This is a genomic window from Rhodopseudomonas palustris (assembly GCF_003226555.1).
GTDB lineage: Bacteria > Pseudomonadota > Alphaproteobacteria > Rhizobiales > Xanthobacteraceae > Rhodopseudomonas > Rhodopseudomonas palustris_I.
In genome coordinates this window covers 377,263-394,091 of sequence record NZ_QKQS01000023.1, presented here as the reverse complement: position 1 = coordinate 394,091, position 16,829 = coordinate 377,263, and the positions used below count along the sequence as shown (strand labels likewise).

Annotated in this window: 10 protein-coding genes; 4 read left to right on the top strand and 6 right to left on the bottom strand. The window is 66.3% G+C overall.

The genetic code is table 11. The annotated features are described in order from the left end of the window. Nucleotides 1–21: 21 nt before the first annotated feature. Nucleotides 22–453: a hypothetical protein gene (locus DNX69_RS14365; RefSeq protein ID WP_110786646.1), complete on the top strand. Its 432-nt coding sequence runs from the start codon at nucleotides 22–24 to the stop codon at nucleotides 451–453. A gap of 249 nt (nucleotides 454–702) precedes the next feature. On the opposite strand, the gene DNX69_RS14360 is transcribed toward DNX69_RS14365, so the two are convergent. From DNX69_RS14360 to DNX69_RS14340, 5 genes are all read right to left on the bottom strand, one after another. Beyond that, a complete protein-coding gene (locus DNX69_RS14360; protein ID WP_425327307.1) occupies nucleotides 703–1,500 on the bottom strand; it encodes a DUF2865 domain-containing protein in 798 nt (265 codons plus the stop codon). Between the two features lie 104 nt (nucleotides 1,501–1,604). Then, nucleotides 1,605–2,168: an orotate phosphoribosyltransferase gene (gene pyrE / locus DNX69_RS14355; protein WP_110786644.1), complete on the bottom strand. Its 564-nt coding sequence runs from the start codon at nucleotides 2,166–2,168 to the stop codon at nucleotides 1,605–1,607. A 318-nt stretch (nucleotides 2,169–2,486) separates the two neighbouring features. Continuing rightward, on the bottom strand, nucleotides 2,487–5,561 hold the full coding sequence (gene polA, locus DNX69_RS14350) for a DNA polymerase I (protein WP_110786643.1): 3,075 nt from the start codon (nucleotides 5,559–5,561) through the stop codon (nucleotides 2,487–2,489). A 225-nt stretch (nucleotides 5,562–5,786) separates the two neighbouring features. Then, nucleotides 5,787–8,621 (bottom strand): sulfide/dihydroorotate dehydrogenase-like FAD/NAD-binding protein, encoded by a 2,835-nt coding sequence (locus tag DNX69_RS14345; RefSeq protein ID WP_110786642.1) that lies wholly within the window; start codon nucleotides 8,619–8,621, stop codon nucleotides 5,787–5,789. Then, on the bottom strand, nucleotides 8,618–13,606 hold the full coding sequence (locus DNX69_RS14340; RefSeq protein ID WP_110786641.1) for a 2-oxoacid:acceptor oxidoreductase family protein: 4,989 nt from the start codon (nucleotides 13,604–13,606) through the stop codon (nucleotides 8,618–8,620). The genes DNX69_RS14345 and DNX69_RS14340 overlap by 4 nt, the downstream gene beginning before the upstream one ends. Before the next feature lie 481 nt (nucleotides 13,607–14,087). Here DNX69_RS14340 and DNX69_RS14335 point away from each other — a divergent pair, with 481 nt between their 5' ends. Continuing rightward, the gene (locus DNX69_RS14335) at nucleotides 14,088–14,657 is read left to right on the top strand and encodes a DUF2478 domain-containing protein (protein ID WP_110786640.1); all 570 of its coding nucleotides are present in this window, start codon (nucleotides 14,088–14,090) and stop codon (nucleotides 14,655–14,657) included. Nucleotides 14,658–14,701: 44 nt separating this feature from the next. On the opposite strand, the gene DNX69_RS14330 is transcribed toward DNX69_RS14335, so the two are convergent. Further along, nucleotides 14,702–14,911 carry a TOBE domain-containing protein gene (locus tag DNX69_RS14330; RefSeq protein WP_110786639.1) on the bottom strand — a complete coding sequence of 70 codons (210 nt, stop codon included), beginning with the start codon at nucleotides 14,909–14,911 and terminating at the stop codon, nucleotides 14,702–14,704. A gap of 98 nt (nucleotides 14,912–15,009) precedes the next feature. Between DNX69_RS14330 and DNX69_RS14325 the strand changes: the two genes are divergently transcribed. Then, nucleotides 15,010–15,801 (top strand): TOBE domain-containing protein, encoded by a 792-nt coding sequence (locus DNX69_RS14325; protein ID WP_110786638.1) that lies wholly within the window; start codon nucleotides 15,010–15,012, stop codon nucleotides 15,799–15,801. Between the two features lie 140 nt (nucleotides 15,802–15,941). Further along, complete coding sequence (gene modA, locus DNX69_RS14320; protein ID WP_110786637.1) at nucleotides 15,942–16,715, top strand: molybdate ABC transporter substrate-binding protein; 774 nt, start codon at nucleotides 15,942–15,944, stop codon at nucleotides 16,713–16,715. The last annotated feature ends 114 nt before the right edge of the window (nucleotides 16,716–16,829 follow it).

Below are 16,829 nucleotides of genomic sequence, written 5' to 3'. Positions count from 1 at the left end.
GTCCAAGCTCCTGAGGACGAGATGTCCACCATCGCCTTCGATCAGACGGCGCTCACCCGGATCGCCGATTTCGCCCGCTCGCTGTCGCGACTGCATCAGCTCGCCCGCCGGCAATGGATCGACGACGACCAACTCGACCGCGAGTTCAATGCGGTGTGCGTCTCGATCTGGGGCTACTGCCCGGACGATCTGGTCGACGACATGTTCGATCCCGCCGATCTGGCCTGGCTGGATACGCTGGACGAAGCGACCGCACGGATCTTCGCCGCCGAGCACGGCTACGATCTGGTCGACGACACCGGCATGCTCAGCGACTGGTGGGGCTATTGCTGGATGATCCTGGCCGAAGCCCGCGGCCTGCTCACCGCCGAAAACCGAGCCGCCGCCCGCGCCCGCCTCGAAGAATCCTACCGTGCCGCCCCGAATGTGATCGGGGTGATCGTCGGACGGTAGGCGTCGAGGCGCCCGAGTCTTTCCGGGTAGCGAAGCGCTAAAGCCACGAACGTCAATCCGGGGCGCCGTCGCTCAAGCCCCAGGCGTCATTCCGGGGCGCGAGCGACAGCTCGCGAACCCGGAATCTCGCCGTTGCTGAACCGAGACGTCTCCCCAAGCTGCGCCGCCTAGGTGCCCTGAACGTCGAGATTCCGGGTCCGCTCGCTGGCGCGAGCGTCCCGGAATGACGGTGGGTGCGCGAGGGTTGCCTCAGTCGACCGCGGCGCGGCGGCCTTGGGGGAGCGGTTTTGCGGGGGCGATTGGGAGCGAGACGTCGCGGCCCAATGCCGGTGGTGCCTGTTCGGCGATCTGGTCGTGGACCGGAGCCACTTTCATCTCGCCGAGGCGGGCGCGCAGGCTCGCGGTCAGCCCCGGATAATCGGCGACCGGGGTGAAGTCCGGCGTCTGCTCGACGCCGAGGCGCACGCCGTTATAGGCGGCGAGGCCATCGGCGGTGGCGACGATGTCGCCGGCGCGCAGCGAGGTGTCCTGCGACAGGTCGATCTGCGCCAGGCCCGCCGGATCGCGGCCGTTGCAGGTGCAGTCCGCCTTCAGCGCCTTGCGATAGGCGAAGGCATTCGGCGAGTCGGCATAGCGCTCGCCGCTGGCGGCGCGGGCGCCATCGATCTGGCTGCCGTAATACACTTTGGCGTTGCCGGCGGGGCAGAACGCCTGGCACATCTGCGCCGGGCTGGTGCCGGCGCGGAGCTGCAGCGGGAAGTACTTGCCGTCGCAGCTGCGCACGCAGAATGCCGGGCCGCCGCCGGCGGAGGCCTGGCGCTGCGGTTGCGGCGGCTGGCCTTGCTGGTTGAGGCCGAACGGGTCGGCGAAGAAGCTGGCCTGTGCGGGAGCGCCGCGCTGCTGCGGCCGTTCCGGGCCGGCGCCACCGAACAGGAAGTCCAGCAGGTTCTGCGCCGAGGCGATCTCGGGAGAGCCGATCAGCGGCAAAGCGAACACCGCCCCGAGGGCGCGGCGCCGCAGGCGCGAACTGGTAAGCAAATGACGCAAACGCCCACTCCACCGACGCAACCACCCCGCGGCAAGGCCGCTGTTGGGGGGCGACTTTAAGGTGGGATGGTAAACGCCGGGTTTCCGGCGGCGTCGGCGACGCGTCAGGTGTTGAGGAATTCGCTGGCCTTGTACAGCGACCGGAATGGCAGCCCGGCCTCGGCGAAGGCTTCGGCGGCGCCTTCTTCGCGGTCCACCATGGTCAGCACCAGCACGATCTCGGCGCCGGATTCCTTCACCGCTTCGACCGCCTTGATGGCCGAGCCGCCGGTGGTGGTGACGTCCTCGACGATGACGCAGCGCTTGCCGGCCAGGCTCTCGCCCTTGGCCAGCCCTTCGACCGACAGCCGCGCGCCGTGCTCCTTCGGCTTCTTGCGCACGAAGAACGCCGCGATCGGATGGTTCTTCAGCCACGACAGCTGCGCGATCGCGCCGGCCAGCGGCACCGCGCCCATCTCCAGCCCGCCGACATAGTCGACCTTGTCGTCGCGCAGCGCCTCGTAGGTCAATTCGGCCAGCAGCGCTGCGCCCTCGGGATCGAGCATCGTCGGCTTCAGGTTGAAGTAGAAGTCGCTCTTGCGCCCCGACGCGAGCGTGATCTCGCCCCGGCCGAACGAGCGGGTGCGGATGATGTCGGCAAGACGGGCGCGGGACGCGGATTTGGACACGGGCGGACTCTCTGGCTTCGGCTTTGCGGAAAACGCCGTAATCTAGCCCCGAGGACGCGCCGATGCCAGCGGCGCGGGAAGGTATCAACGGCGCAAACGCCTACAGCGCCCGTCGTTTGTCCGCAGCAGCGCCCCTGGCACCAGCGCGCCCCCTCTCCCGCTTGCGGGAGAGGGGTGGGGTGAGGGCGACGCGGGCAGTGAGCCCGCGGCTCGTGGAGAGGAGTGCCCTCACCCGGATCGCTGCGCGATCCGACCTCTCCCGCAGGCGAGAGAGGTCGCGCAGTGCTCGCGTAGAGCTCTGCTTCAAACGCGGCGGGCCTAATGCGCCTCGTCCCAATTGTCGGCGGCGCGGGCGTCGACCTGCAGCGGCACGTTGAGGATCACCGCCGGGAACGGCGCGTCCTGCATCACGTGCTGGACCACCGGCAGCGTTGCGGCGACCTCGTCTTCCGGCACCTCGAAGATCAGTTCGTCGTGGACCTGCAGCAGCATCTGGGCGCTGAGCTGCTTCTCGGCCAGCGCGTCTTCCATCCGCACCATGGCGCGGCGGATGATGTCGGCGGCGGAGCCCTGCAGCCGGGCGTTGATCGCGGCGCGCTCGTTGAAGGCGCGGATCGACGGGTTCGACGCCTTGATGTCCGGGTAGTGGCATTTGCGGCCGAACAGCGTGGCGACGTAGCCGTGCGTGCGGCAGAAATCGCGGGTCTCGTCCATATAGGCGCGGATGCCGGGGAAGCGCTCGAAGTAGCGCTTGATGTAGGCGCCGGCTTCCTCGCGCGGGATGCCGAGCTGATTGGCGAGGCCGAACGCCGAGATGCCGTAGATGATGCCGAAGTTGATCGCTTTCGCCCGGCGGCGGATTTCCGACGGCATGCCTTCGACCGGGACACCGAACATCTCCGACGCGGTCATCGCGTGAATATCGATGCCGTCCTGAAACGCTTTCCGCAGCGCCGGCACGTCGGCGACTTCCGAGAGCAGCCGTAATTCGATCTGCGAATAGTCCGCCGACACCAGCTTGTGGCCGGGCGTCGCCACGAAGGCGCGGCGGATCTTGCGCCCGTCCTCGGTGCGCACCGGGATGTTCTGCAAGTTCGGCTCGTTCGACGACAGCCGGCCGGTGGTGGTGGCGGCGAGCGCATATGTGGTGTGGACGCGGTGGGTCTGCGGATGCACGTAGCTCGGCAGCGCATCGGTGTAGGTCGAGCGCAGCTTGGACACCTGGCGCCAGTCCAGAATCTTGCGTGGGAATTCGTGACCCTGCTCGGCGAGTTCGTCGAGCACCTGCGCCGAGGTCGACCACGCGCCGGTCTTGGTCTTGCTGCCGCCCGGCAGCCCCATCTTGCCGAACAGGATGTCGCCGAGCTGCTTCGGGCTGCCAATATTGATGTCCTCGCCGGCGAGCTCGCGGATCTCGGCCTCGATCCGCGCCGCGGTCTGGGCGAAGTCGGACGACAGTCGCGACAACACGTTGCGATCGATCGAGATGCCGCGCCGCTCCATCCGCGCCAGCACGCCGACCAGCGGACGTTCCAGCGTCTCATACACCGCGGTCATGCTGCCCGCGACAAGGCGCGGTTTCAGCACGCGCACGAGCCGCAACGCCACGTCGGCGCGTTCGGCCGCATAGGCGGTGGCGCGATCGATTCCGACCTGATCGAAGCCGATCTTGTTTTTGCCGGTGCCGGTCAGCTCGGTCAGCGTGTGCAGGGTATGGCCGAGATTGCTCTCGGACAGCGCATCGAGCGCGTGGCTGCCGCGGCCGGCGTCGAGCGCGTAGGACATCAACTGCGGGTCGTCGACGTTGCGCAAGGTCAGGCCGTGCTGCGCCAGCAGCACCGCGGCGAACTTGATCGCAAACCCAACCTTGGCGACGCCGGCGGATTCCAGGATCGGCTTCAGCGCGTCGAGCGCGTTGCGCGTGCCGAGCTGATCGGGCGCAAGGCCGGCGGCGAACAGACCGTCGCCGTCGCCAGCCTGCTTGTGGGCGAGCGGGACGTAGCAGGCATCGTTCGGGCCGAGCGCCAGCGCGAGGCCGATCAGCTCGGCCTGCATCGGATCGATCGAGGTTGCGACAGCTTCCAGCGCCACCACGCCAGCGTCGTGGATGCGGGCGATGAAAGCGTGCAGCTCGTCCAGCGTGCGCAGCGTCTTGTAGGCCGTGCGGTCGACCGGGACCTTGCGCGCGGCCTCGGCCCGCGCCGCCACCAGCGTCTCCGGCGACAGCACCACGCCCGCTCTGCCGTCGCGCCCGCGCCCCGCATTCAGGGCACCGCCTTGCCCCGCTTGCGGCGCGCCCCCTCTCCCGCTTGCGGGAGAGGGCTGGGGTGAGGGCTCTTGCCCCGCAAACAAATCGTCACTCGGGCCGGCGACGCTCTTCGCCAGCGGCGGAACGGCCGACTTCAACGCCGTCTCCGCCTCGACGTCCGACGGGTCGATCTGCGCATAGTCGGCGACACGCCGCGTCAGCGTGGTGAATTCCATCGCCTTGAGGAAGGCGACCAGTTTGCGCGCGTCGGGCTCGTGCACCGCGAGCTCGGCCAGCGGCACCTCGAGCTTCACATGGTCGTCGAGCAGCACCAGCTTGCGCGAGATCCGCGCTTTCTCGGCGTTCTCGATCAGCGCCTCGCGGCGCTTCGGCTGCTTGATCTCGGCGGCGCGCGCCAGCAGCGTGTCGAGATCGCCATATTCATTGATGAGCTGCGCCGCGGTCTTGATGCCGATGCCCGGCACGCCCGGCACGTTGTCGACGCTGTCGCCGGCCAGCGCCTGGACCTCGACCACCTTCTTGGGCGGCACGCCGAACTTCTCGATCACCTCCGGCACGCCGATGCGGCGGTCCTTCATGGTGTCGTACATCGTGACGCAATCGGTCACGAGCTGCATCAGGTCCTTGTCGGACGACACGATCGTCGCCGTGGCACCAGCCTCGCAGGCCTCGCGCACGTAGGTGGCGATCAGATCGTCGGCCTCGAACCCGGATTGTTCCAGGCACGGCAGATCGAACGCTCGCACCGCCTCGCGGATCAGGGCGAATTGCGGGATCAGATCCTCCGGCGCCGGCGGCCGGTGAGCCTTGTATTCGGGATACAGCGCGTTGCGGAAGGTGACTTCCGACTTGTCGAAGATGATGGCCAGATGCGTCGGCCGGTTGTCCGGCGGCATGTCGCGGATCAGCTTCCACAGCATGTTGCAGAAGCCGAGCACGGCGTTGACCTGCAGCCCGTCCGACTTGCGGTTCAGCGGCGGCAGCGCGTGATAGGCGCGGAAGATGTAGGACGAGCCGTCGACCAGGAACACATGGTCGCCCTTGCCGGGCGGCTTGACGCCGGCGGGGGACGGGACGGACGAAGCGGCAGGCGTCGCAGCGGCGGACTTGGAGCTTTTCGGCATGACGGCAACTTAAGGGGTCCGAAGGCTTTTGACACCCCTTTCCAGAACCGCTCTGGGGAAGCCGCAACGAAAAAGGGCCGGGGCGAACCCGACCATTTCGCAAGATTATCTGCTCCGTCATTCCGGGGCGCTCACGAAGTGAGCGAACCCGGAATCTCTCTTCACCACAACTTCGAGATTCCGGGTTCGCGCCTGCGGCGCGCCCCGGAATGACGTGGCCGAGAGCTACGCGAACCCGTGCTTCTTCTTGCTCTCCAGTTCCTGGGTCTTGAAGGCGTTGAAGCGGGGCAGGAACTTGTCCCAGTCGATGATGTGGGCGTCGATTTCCGGGCCGTCGATGCAGGCGTGCTTGCGCACCATCTTGCCGTCGATCGTCACCGGCACCATGCAGGCGCCGCACATCCCGGTGGCGTCGACCATTATCGAGTTGAGGCTCGCCACGGTCTTGACGCCATAGGGCTTGGTGAGGTCGCTCACCGCCCGCATCATCAGCGGCGGGCCGATCGCGATCACCTCGGCAATCTTGCGGCCTTTGCCTTCCTGATTGGCCTTCATCATCTCTTCGAGCGGGCCGGTGACGAAGCCTTTGACGCCGTAGGAGCCGTCGTTCGTCGTGTAGATCAGCGACAGCTGGTCGCCGAACTCCTGCTTGAGCTTGCCGACGCGCTCGTCGTCGCCGGTCCAGAACAGGAACTCCTTGGCGCGGAAGCCCGAGATCAGCGTGACGTGGTTGCCGAGCCGCAGGTGCTCGCGCATGATCGGATACACCGGCGGCAGGCCGACGCCGCCGGCGCAGAACACCACGGTCTGGTTGCCGTCGTAGCGGTGCAGCTCGCTGGCGCGGCCGAGCGGGCCGGCGACGCCGCTGAACGCGTCGCCGATCGCCATCCGGTTGATCTCCAGCGACGAAGTGCCCATGCCCTGCACCACAAGATCGATGGTGCCTTTCTCGGCGTCCCAATCGGCCAGCGTCAGCGGGATCAGTTCGCCCTTCTCCCACGGCAGCACGCGGACGAACTGTCCGGCCTTCGCCGAGCGCGCCACCATCGGCGCCCGCACCGTGAACTCGACGATGCCGCCCGCCAGCGGCACCTTATTGACGATGGTCTGTTCGATCTGGCCGAGCTCGGTGTAGCGCGCCGCACGTTCGACCCGGTCCTTGATCTCGGCCGGCGTGAACGGAATCTCGCCGACGATCTCGCGCGCCGCCGCCTGGCCGTCACCGGCCGCGCGGATCGCGGTGGAGCCGCCGCGCGCGGCGTCGCCGCCGGTGTAGACGCCGGGAATCGAAGTGCGCTGCGAGCCTTCCTCGACCTCGATGGTGCCCCATTTGTTGGTCTTCAGGCCCGGCTCGGCGTCCTTCATGATCGGGTTGGCGGTGTTGCCCAGCGCCATGATCACGAGGTCGACCGGCACCCGCTCGATCTGGCCGGTCGGCTTCGGGCTGCGGCGGCCGGACTTGTCGGGTTCGCCGAGTTCGTTGACGTCGAGCAGCGCGTGGGTGACGAAATGGGTGTGGTCGTCGCCGATGAATTCACGCGGCGCGCGCAGCACCGCGAGATTGATGTTCTCTTCCAGCGCGTGATGCAGTTCCTCGACGCGGGCCGGCATCTCGCTCTTCGTGCGGCGATACACGATGGTGACGTTGCCGCCGAGCCGCTTGGCGGTGCGCGCCGCGTCCATCGCGGTGTTGCCGCCGCCGATGACGAACACGTTCTTGCCCTTCACCTCGGGCAGCGGCGTCTCGTAACGATCATCCAGGCCGCGCATCAGGTTGACGCGGGTCAGGAACTCGTTGGCCGACATCACGCCGAGCAGATGCTCGCCGGGCACGTTCATGAAGGTCGGCAGGCCCGCGCCGGTGCCGACGAAGATCTTCCAGAAGCCTTCGGCCTTGAGGTCTTCGAGCGTCGCCGTCTTGCCGACCACGAAGTTTTTCACGAAGCGGCCACCGAGCAGGATGATCTTTTCGACGACGTCGTCGATCAGCGTATTGGGCAGGCGGAATTCCGGAATGCCGTAACGGAGCACGCCGCCGAGGTCGTGGAACGCCTCGAAGATCGTGACCGGGAAGCCCTCGACCGCCAGCAAGTATGCGTTGATCAGTCCGGACGGGCCCGAGCCGACCACCGCGATCGGCGGCTTCACTGCCGCGGCCCACGGCGAGATCCGGCCGGCGAAGCGCTCATTGGCGTTCGGGTTGGTGAGCTTCTGATGCTCGGGCAGGTACCATTCGAGCTGGCCGATTTCGATCGGCCGCTTGGTATGAGTGCAGACGCCCTGGCACTGCAGTTCCTGCGGGCAGACGCGGCCGGTGACGTTCGGCAGCGGGTTGCAGCTCTCGATCAGCTCCAGGGCTTCGCGATGCTTGCCGTTGCCGAGCAGGTCCAGCATCTCGGGGATGTGGATCTTCACCGGGCAGCCGCCCTTGGCTTCCTTCCGGCCCTGGATCAGCACGCCGAGCTCGCACGGCTTGTCGTCGCACTGCTTGTCGCGCATCACCTCGAGCCAGACGAACAGCTCGCATTCTCTCAGGGAATAGCCGATCGACTGGTAGCCGAGATAGCCCTGGTTCACGAGTTCGAAGTCGATCGCGCGCTCTTCCGCCGGGCGGATATAGGGCGGGATGAACGCTTCGCCCGGCCAGCCTTCCGACAGGTTTTCGAACATCGGGTAGCGACCGCGCAGATGCACGTCGATCGCCTTGATGAACTTGCGCTTGAACTTCAGCGGCAGCGCCCAGATGAAGCGCTGCAGGATCGTCGACATGTCGTCGCCGCGGGCGAGCAGATTCCACAGCGTGGTGGTGAAGGCTTCGCCCAGCTCCGGCTGCTGGAACTCCCAGACGATGGCCTGGGTGCCGTCGGCGATGAACATGGTGCGCAGCGACGCCGGGTCGTTGACCAGGCGCTTCTGCAGCAGCGCGAGCTGCTTCTGGAAGATGCCGACAGCTTCGCTGTTCTGCAGCTCTTCCAGTTCGCTCTTGGAGTTTTCCAGCGTGCTGCGCGCCTGCTGATAGCGCAGCACGTCGCTGGAGACCGTTCCGGTGACGTCGCTCATCGAATGATCTCCGCATCGCAGTTGGCCGCTGCGCGGCTCAGCTTGGCCGACAGTTCAGGCGTCACCTTGAGCTTGCTGAACACACCAGGGATGACGTGGGCGACGTCCTTCGGGGCGCCGTCGACGACGATCTTGGTGAGTTCGAATACTTCCGGCACGTCCTGGTAGCAGCTCTTGCAGTTGGTGCACTTGCCGAGGTCCGCATCGTCGATGTGGATCGGCTCGGCGCCGTTGCCATTGGCGGCCTTGGCCCCGTTGCTCGGCGCCGCCGCGGCCGGAGCCGGGGCGAAGCCGTTCATCAGCGCGCCGAGGCCGTTCGCCGCCGGCGCGTTGGACGAAGCCGCCAGCTCGCTCATGCCGCGCGCGATCTGATCGAGCGACGACTCGCGAGCCTTGACCTGCTCCTCGTACTGCTGCTGCAGCGCCTCCAGTTCGACGCGGTGACTCTCGTCGAGCGCCCGGACGTCGAAGCCGGCCAGCACCTGCAGCGTCCGCCAGTACTTGCGCCGTTCCTCGACCAGCGCCACCACGGTCTCGCCGACCGACAGCTTGATCAGCTTCTTGTCGCCGTCCGTCGCATAGATGAACGGCGTCTTGCCGGCGCGCGCGGCGGCGTCGAGCGCGACGTATTCGTCGATCGGCAGTGCGTCCGCATCCGTCTTCATCGGCTTGAACTGCTTGCGGAAGCGGACTTCGGTGTGGGCGAAGTCGGCCGGCGTCAGCTTGGCCTTCAACAGCTGGGTGGTGCCGTTGTCGTCGACATATTCGATCGACTTCGACGCCCAGTCCTGATCGGCCTCCGGATTGCCGTCGAGCGAGAACGCGCGCTCGTTCTTGCCGGTCTTGCGCGGATCGTGGACGAACACCGGATTCATCCGGCTCTCGACCGCGAGGCGCGCCTGGCGGCTCGCCGCGGCGTCGCCGATGCCGTGCTCGGCCTGGCACGGCGTGTAGACGTCGAGCACCGCGGGCGACGAGGTGTGGTTCAGGAACTCCATCACGTTCTTGAGGAAGTGCCCCTGCAGCGCGGTCGCGGTCTGCACCACGAACACGCTCGGATGGAACGAGGCGATCAGGCCGAGCTCCTTGCGGGATTCCTGCTTGCCGTGCTGGGCGATGCCGAACCGCGACAGGTCGCTGTCCTGGCCGGTGAGGCTCGCCGTCGAGGTCTGGCCGCCGGTGTTGGAGTAGGCGCCGGTGTTCAGCACCACCACCTTGATCGGAGTCTTGGTGGCGAGCAGACGCGACAGCGCGCCGAAGCCGATGTCGTAGGTGGCGCCGTCGCCGCCCATGCTCAGCACGGTCGGCAGCATCGCGCGCTCTTCCGGCGTGAATTCGCTCCAGCCGAAGTAGCGGAAGTAGCCGTCGTGCTTGGCCGCATCATAGGCGTCGGCCAGTTCGAGCTTGGCGATGCGCAGCGCCCGGAAGTCCTCGGACGCCTTGGCAGTGAGACCTTCGAAGATGCCCTTGGCGACCGCAGGCGTATCCTGGAACAGGCTGTTCACCCACGGATCGGTGTAGGGGTTGAACGGGAAGGTCGAGGCGTAGACGCTCGAACACCCGGTGGCATTGGCGATCACCATGCCGGACGGGCCGTTGCCGGTCGGGCCGCTCTCGTAGAGATACAGCCGCTTCTCCAGCGTCTTCAGGGTCTGGTCGATCCGGGCGGCGCGGGCCTCGTCGCCGGCAACCAGCGCCCGCTTGGCATTGAGCTGGTCGATCAGGGTCTCCAGCTCGCGGATGTGCTCCTTGCGGCGCTTGTCGTGGATCGCGTGGTTGGTCGAGGTGACCAGACGGATCGCAGTGACTTCGCCGCAGCCGCGGCAGGCGCCGTGGCCGCCGGTGGTTGCGTAGTAATTGGCGCGATCCAGCATCAGCCGCTTGGTCTCGCCTTCCGGCCTGGTGGCGCTTTCGGTGAACCGCGCCGGGGTGTTCGGGGTGCGGCTGAGGAATTCGAACCGGGCCTGGAGCTGCTCCAGCATCGGTTCGTCCTGCTCGCGATCGACCAGCGCGCCGGGGCCGCAGACGTCGATACATTCGAGGCAGCCCGAGCACTTCCACGGATCGACGCTCACCGAGTACAGGCCGCCCGAGCCCGGCTGGCTCTTCTCCATCGCGTCGAAGAACGGACGGGTGCGGGCCACCGGATACACCGACAGCGCCGCCGACAGCTTGCCGAAATTGCGGTTGAGCGTGGCGTTGTCGACGTTCAGCGTTTCGGCCGCCTGCGCCACGATGTCGGCGAACGGCTTGTCGTTCTTGCCGCCGCGATACACGTCGCGGATCGCCTCGGTCAGCGCCGGCACCTTCTCGCGCAGCGCGTCTTGCTGAGCGGGCGCGATGTCGAGCTGCTTGATCGCGGTCAGCAGCAGTTCGTGGATGTCGTGCACCGCGTTCGGGATCGCCGCATCCGGGCAGACCAGCGCGCATTCCATGCAGCCGGTGCAGAGGTCGGCCTTGAACTCCGGCACGTTGCGGCGGAACAGGCCCTTGTCCTTGGCAGCCGCAGAGCCGGCCGGCATGAACATGCCGATGCCCGGCAGCACCGGCGCCTCCGCAATGGTGCCTTCGCGGAACGGCGCAGCCAGCACGTCGTCGTAGTATTCAGGGTCGAGGAAGCCCGATGCCGAGGCCGGCGCCGCGACGCGGCACATCGAGGCCGAGATCGAGGCGTCGCGCTTGACCTTCGGGGCGGCCTTGATCGCCTCCTCGCTGAATTCGGGAGCGTCGACATCGACCTTATGGGTGGCCTCGAGACCCTCGCGGATCACCGACATATTGCCTTCGACGATGTCGCCGCCCTTGGCGCCGAACTTCTTCGAGATTTGCTGGCGGATCTTGTTCAGCATCGCTTCCTGCGACGCGTCGGCGACTACGCGGTCGACGTTGCCGCACACCGCGCCGATGAAGGCGATGCCCATCATCCGGGTTTCGAGTTCGGCGGTCGGGGCGTGGCGCTTGGCCACCGCAAACGCATCGATCACGTAGAACTTGATCTTCTTGTCGCGGATGGTCTGCCGCGCCTTGGCGGGCAGGTCACGCCACACCTCCAGCGCCGACAGATTGGTCTGCAGGATGAAGGTGCCGCCCTCGACCAGGCCGCGCAGCGGGTTGGTGTGCACGAACACCTTGTGGTCCGGCGAGATCACGATCTCGACGTCTTCCAGTTCGGCGTTGGTGATCTTCACCGGCTCCGGCGACAAGGTGATGTAGTAGTTGGTCGGCGCGCCGCTCTTTTCCGAGCCGTATTTCGGTGCCGACTTCGAATGCATGTCGAGCGCGCCGGCCAGGATGTCGGTAAGCAGCTTGCCCGACGCGATGGTGCCGTAGCCGCCGATCGAGTGGAAGCGGATGCGGAACGCTTGCGGCGGCAGCAGGTTCGGGTTCTTGCCGGTCTCCATCGCCATGAACTGCGTCTCGGGATAGGCTGCCTTCAGCCGGGCCTGCAGCGCTTCCATCCGCGGCGAGGCATTGTCGGTGAAGAACTTGGTGCCGAGATAGACGAACGGCGCGGAGTCCTGCTTCTCCATATTGGCGTAGCAGGCGATCATGTCGCGCGGCTGAAGATCGTGGCCGCCGAGACCGAAGATCGCGGTGGTGATCTTCGGCAGCTTGGCGAGCGGAGGGATGTCGGCGTGACGCACGCCGGCGTCGCCGTTCTCGCGCGCCTTGCACAGCGCTTGGGTGACGAGCTGGGTCAGCGCGGTGACGTCGGAGCGCTCCAGCACGGTGACGGCGGTCTTGCCGGCCAGCGCTTGGACCAGTTCGGCTTCCGGGAACGGCTGCAGCATCTTGATCGACACCACGCCGACCTTCTTGCCCTGCGAGCGCAAGTACGCCGCGACCGCTTCGGCGTCGTCGGTGACCGAGCCGAGGCCGACCACGACGTGCTCGGCGTCGTCGCACATATAGGTCATCACCGGCTTGTATTCGCGCCCCGTCAGCGCGGCGTATTCGGCCATCGCCTCCTTGACGAAGCGCGGCACCGCATTGGCGAAATGGGTGCGGTGATCGACCGCGCCGGCCTGGAAGTCGGGCTGGTTCTGCACGCCGCCGGTGAGGCCCGGATTGTCGATGTCGACCAGCGCTGGCACCAGCTGCCTTGTGCCCTTCTCGTGTGCGTTGATCCACTGCCGCTTCCATTGGCCGCGCAGTTCTTCCGGCACCCAGCGCTGGGTGTCGGAGACGATGGTGCCGGCGTTGTCGGTCTCGATCGTGTCGGCGTTGTCGTCGAGGAATGTCCGGAGCGAAGCGAGATCGGCCGGCATGAAGTCGGCTTCGTGCCGCAGCAGATACTGCTTGAGCTGGAACACGCGGCCCTTGGCGCCGAACAGCATCTCCTGCGCCACGGTCGGGCACTTGATGCGGCCGGCGGGGTCGCCGAGGAATTCCTTGAGCAGCTCCGGCTCCGGCATCAAGGCTTCGCTGAGCATGTGCGAGGTGGCGAAGCCGTCCATCGCATTGGCGACCGGGATCAGCGAAGTGGCGGCGACTTTATACGAGATCGCCGCGAGGTCGGCGGCTTCCTGCGGATTGGAGCCGAACAGGATGGTGTAGCCCGACGACAACAGCGCATAGACGTCGTCATGGCCGGCCATCACGTTGAGCGAGTGCTTCGACACCACGCGCGCAGCGACCTGCAGTACGAAGCCGCCGACCTTCTTGCCGACGGTGACGTAGTGCGACTCGAGGCCATACAGGATGCCCTGGCTCGACGAGGCGTTGGACACGAACTTGCCGCCGGTCAGCGCGGCGCCGAGCGCGCCGGACTGCGCCGAGTGTTCGCCTTCCGGCTCGAAGAAGAACGGATGCTTGCCCCAGACGTTGCAGCCGCCGGAGGAGCGGAACGCCTCATAGATTTCCGAGATCTCGGTCGAAGGCGTGATCGGGTAGCCGATGACGCCGCCGCAGACATGCCCCATCACCTGCGCGACCGCGCCGTTGCCGTGGATCACTGAGGGGATGCCGGGATATTTTGCGTTCATGGGGTCCGTCCGTTCTTGCGTGTCTTGCGTTGGATCGGCGGAGCGAACCCGCCGTGTTGCGTCGGCCATGTTTGGGAAAGGTGTATCGATGCCGGGCGGCTGCTGAGGCAGCGGCCGGGCAGAACCTCCTCGTGGCCCTTAGATTGACTACTCGCGAGGTATCAGGGCCTCGCTGGCAGAGACGTTGCGTTGTGTGCGGTGCGATAGCACGCAGGGGGAACCCCCGATTTGACGCGCATCAAAGCGCAAGAAATATGCGTCGGTAAGCAATAAAATTACGCATCGCTCAAACAACAGGCGGTGCCAGTTGCTTTTGCAGACGGTTCTTGGTTGCAGCCTTTGCCTTGGTCCGAAAGCAGAATTTGGACTGGCGTCAGGTCGCTATATACTGTCATATATAACGGTGGCGGAGCGCAGGGGTATCTGCCCCCCACTCGTGCTCTCTCGACACGGAGCGCCGCCAGGCTGCGGCGATGGGCCGATGACCTTCGACTCGCAATGCGATCTGGCTGCTCTGGTCTATGAACGCGGCGAAGACCCGGATCGTCTGCTCGGCGAATTTGCCGCTGATCTCAATTCACAGGGATACCGCGCGGTCGGCTTGGTGCAGGTCGGCCCCCGCGGCGACGAGTCCCGGGGGCTGTCGGCGCGGCTGGTGCATTCCGGCGAGCAGATCTCGCTGTATCAGGATCTCGGCCCGATGGCGGAAGGCTGCCGGCTCGATCCGAGCCTCCTGCTCGATGCCGGCGCGCGGGTCGCGTGCGCGATGGCGCAGGGCGCCGACCTTCTGATCATCAACCGGTTCGGTCAGCAGGAGACCGAAGGCAAAGGCCTGCTGCATCTGATCGTCGAGGCGCTCAGCGCCGACATTCCGCTGGTGATCGCGGTGCCGAGCCATCGCTTCGACGTCTGGATCAGATTTACCGATGGGATGAGCGTGCGGCTCAAATGCGAGCGGCGTGCGCTCGATCAGTGGTGGGGCAAGCTGCACGGTCGCAGTTTCAGGCGTCCCGCCCACCCTCATTTCAGCGTCTGCGAGGCGCTGAAATGAAAGGTGGACGCGACCTGTTGTCGCTCGGGCCGAGCGCGGCGAGATCAGTCGACAGCGACCAGCACGTCGGAGGCCTTGATCACCGCCATCGCCGGCTGACCCTTGGCGAGCTTCAGTTCTTCGGCGGATTCGTTGGTGATCGAAGCGGTTACGATCGCGCCGCCACCGATGTCGATGCGGACATGCGAGGTGGTGGCGCCTTTGATGACGTCCACGATGGTGCCTTTGAGCTGATTGCGGGCGCTGATTTTCATGGCTGAGGTCTCCTTCGTTGAGGTTGGCTAAGATGGGTATGTCGTTATATAGTTCCTGCACATGACGACTAGTCCGACCAAATGACGAGGCTGCCTGGATGTCCATAGAGGCGACCGTCACACTGAAGACGAAGGAGATCTCCGGGGTCGGTCGCGACCGTATCCGGCTGCTCCAGGCGGTGGCGCGCGAGGGCAGCATTACGGCCGGCGCCAAGGCGGCCGGCCTCAGCTACAAGGCCGCCTGGGACGCGCTCGACGCCATGACCAATCTGTTCGGCCGCCCGCTGCTCGAAACCCGAACCGGCGGCAAGGCCGGCGGCGGCGCCCAGCTGACCCCGACCGGCGTCAAGGTGATCGAGGCCTTCGGCCGGCTCGAAGCCGAGATGGCGCGGGTGTTCCGCAATCTCGAACCCGAACTCGCCGGCAGCGGCATCACCCCGATCAACCTCGTGTCCGGATTCTTCATGAAGACCAGCGCCCGCAACGCCCTTCGCGGCGTCATCACGGACATCAAATCCGATACGCTCAGCGCCGAAGTCGCGGTGGCGGTGTCGCCCGAGACCACGATCTATTCGCTTCTCACCGCCGAGAGCGTGCGCAGCCTCGGCCTCGTGGTCGGCCGCGAGGCGCTCGTTCTGATCAAGGCGCCGTTCGTGATGATTGCCCCCGGCCATCAGCCGCCGCTGGTGTCGGCGCGCAATTGCGTGTGCGGCACCGTGCGCCGCGCCGACGTCTCCGCCGTCAACGCCGAGATCGTGCTCGATATCGGCGGCGACAAGACGCTCGCGGCCTCGGTCACCGCGCGCAGCGCCTCCGACCTCGAACTGGCCCCCGGTGATCCGGCCTGCGCGGTGTTCGACGCCGCGCACGTCATCGTCGCGATCGACTGACGGGAACGTCCCGCATGTTCGTGCCGATCCAATCATTGCCAGCGGAGCGAGTCATCACCGAGCGAGGCGCGGATCGCGCCGTGCTGTTCCCGTTCGCGCCACCACGTCCGACTTTTGATTCAACCCGTAGGAGACTTCCCTTGAAAGCCATTGCCACCGTCAAGCTCGCCCTGTTCGGCGCAGCTTTCGCCGCCGGTCTTTCCGCCAACCCTGCCCTCGCCGACTCCGCCAAGGTCGCGGTCGCGGCGAATTTCACCGAGCCGGTGAAGGAGATCGCCGCAGCGTTCAAGGCCAAGACCGGCCACGAGCTGGTGCTGTCGTTCGGCGCCAGCGGCCAGTTCTACACCCAGATCACCCAGGACGCGCCGTTCGAAGTGTTCCTGTCGGCGGATTCGGCACGGCCGAAGAAGCTCGCCGCCGAAGGCTTCGGCGTGAAGGACGCCGTGTTCACCTACGCGGTCGGCAAGCTGGTGCTGTGGAGCAAGTCGCCCGGCGTGGTGAAGGGCGAAGAGACGCTGAAGCAGGCCTCGATCGCCAAGGTGTCGATCTGCAATCCGGTCGCCGCGCCCTATGGGGCCGCCGCGGTGGAGACGATGCAGGCACTGAAACTGTACGACGACCTGAAGCCGAAGCTGGTGGAAGGCGCCAACATCACCCAGGCCTATCAGTTCGTGCAGACCGGCAACGCCGAGATCGGCTTCGTGGCGCTGTCTCAGGTGATCAACGACAAGGACGGATCGCGCTGGATGGTGCCGCAGAATCTGTACAAGCCGATCACCCAGGACGCGGTGCTGCTGAAGAAGGGCGAAAGCAGCGCCGCCGCCAAAGCGTTCCTCGACTTCCTGAAGGGCCCGGAGGCGAGCGCGATCATCGAGAAGTTCGGCTACGAAGTTCCGAAGCGCAAGGCGAGCTGAGGACGTCTATGCGGGCGCATCTCTCCCTGATTGCGAAGCGTTTCAGCCCAATGCACGGCGCTTCGCTCCCTCTCCCCGCGTGCGGGGAGAGGGCTGGGGTGAGGGGGCTTCGCC

Bases quoted from the DNA above. Each gene is read 5' to 3' on its own strand.
- DNX69_RS14335 (WP_110786640.1), top strand. From the start codon at position 14,088: ATGACCTTCGACTCGCAATGCGATCTGGCTGCTCTGGTCTATGAACGC.
- DNX69_RS14345 (WP_110786642.1), bottom strand. From the start codon at position 8,621: ATGAGCGACGTCACCGGAACGGTCTCCAGCGACGTGCTGCGCTATCAG.
- DNX69_RS14340 (WP_110786641.1), bottom strand. From the start codon at position 13,606: ATGAACGCAAAATATCCCGGCATCCCCTCAGTGATCCACGGCAACGGC.
- polA (WP_110786643.1), bottom strand. From the start codon at position 5,561: ATGCCGAAAAGCTCCAAGTCCGCCGCTGCGACGCCTGCCGCTTCGTCC.
- DNX69_RS14365 (WP_110786646.1), top strand. From the start codon at position 22: ATGTCCACCATCGCCTTCGATCAGACGGCGCTCACCCGGATCGCCGAT.
- DNX69_RS14330 (WP_110786639.1), bottom strand. From the start codon at position 14,911: ATGAAAATCAGCGCCCGCAATCAGCTCAAAGGCACCATCGTGGACGTC.
- DNX69_RS14325 (WP_110786638.1), top strand. From the start codon at position 15,010: ATGTCCATAGAGGCGACCGTCACACTGAAGACGAAGGAGATCTCCGGG.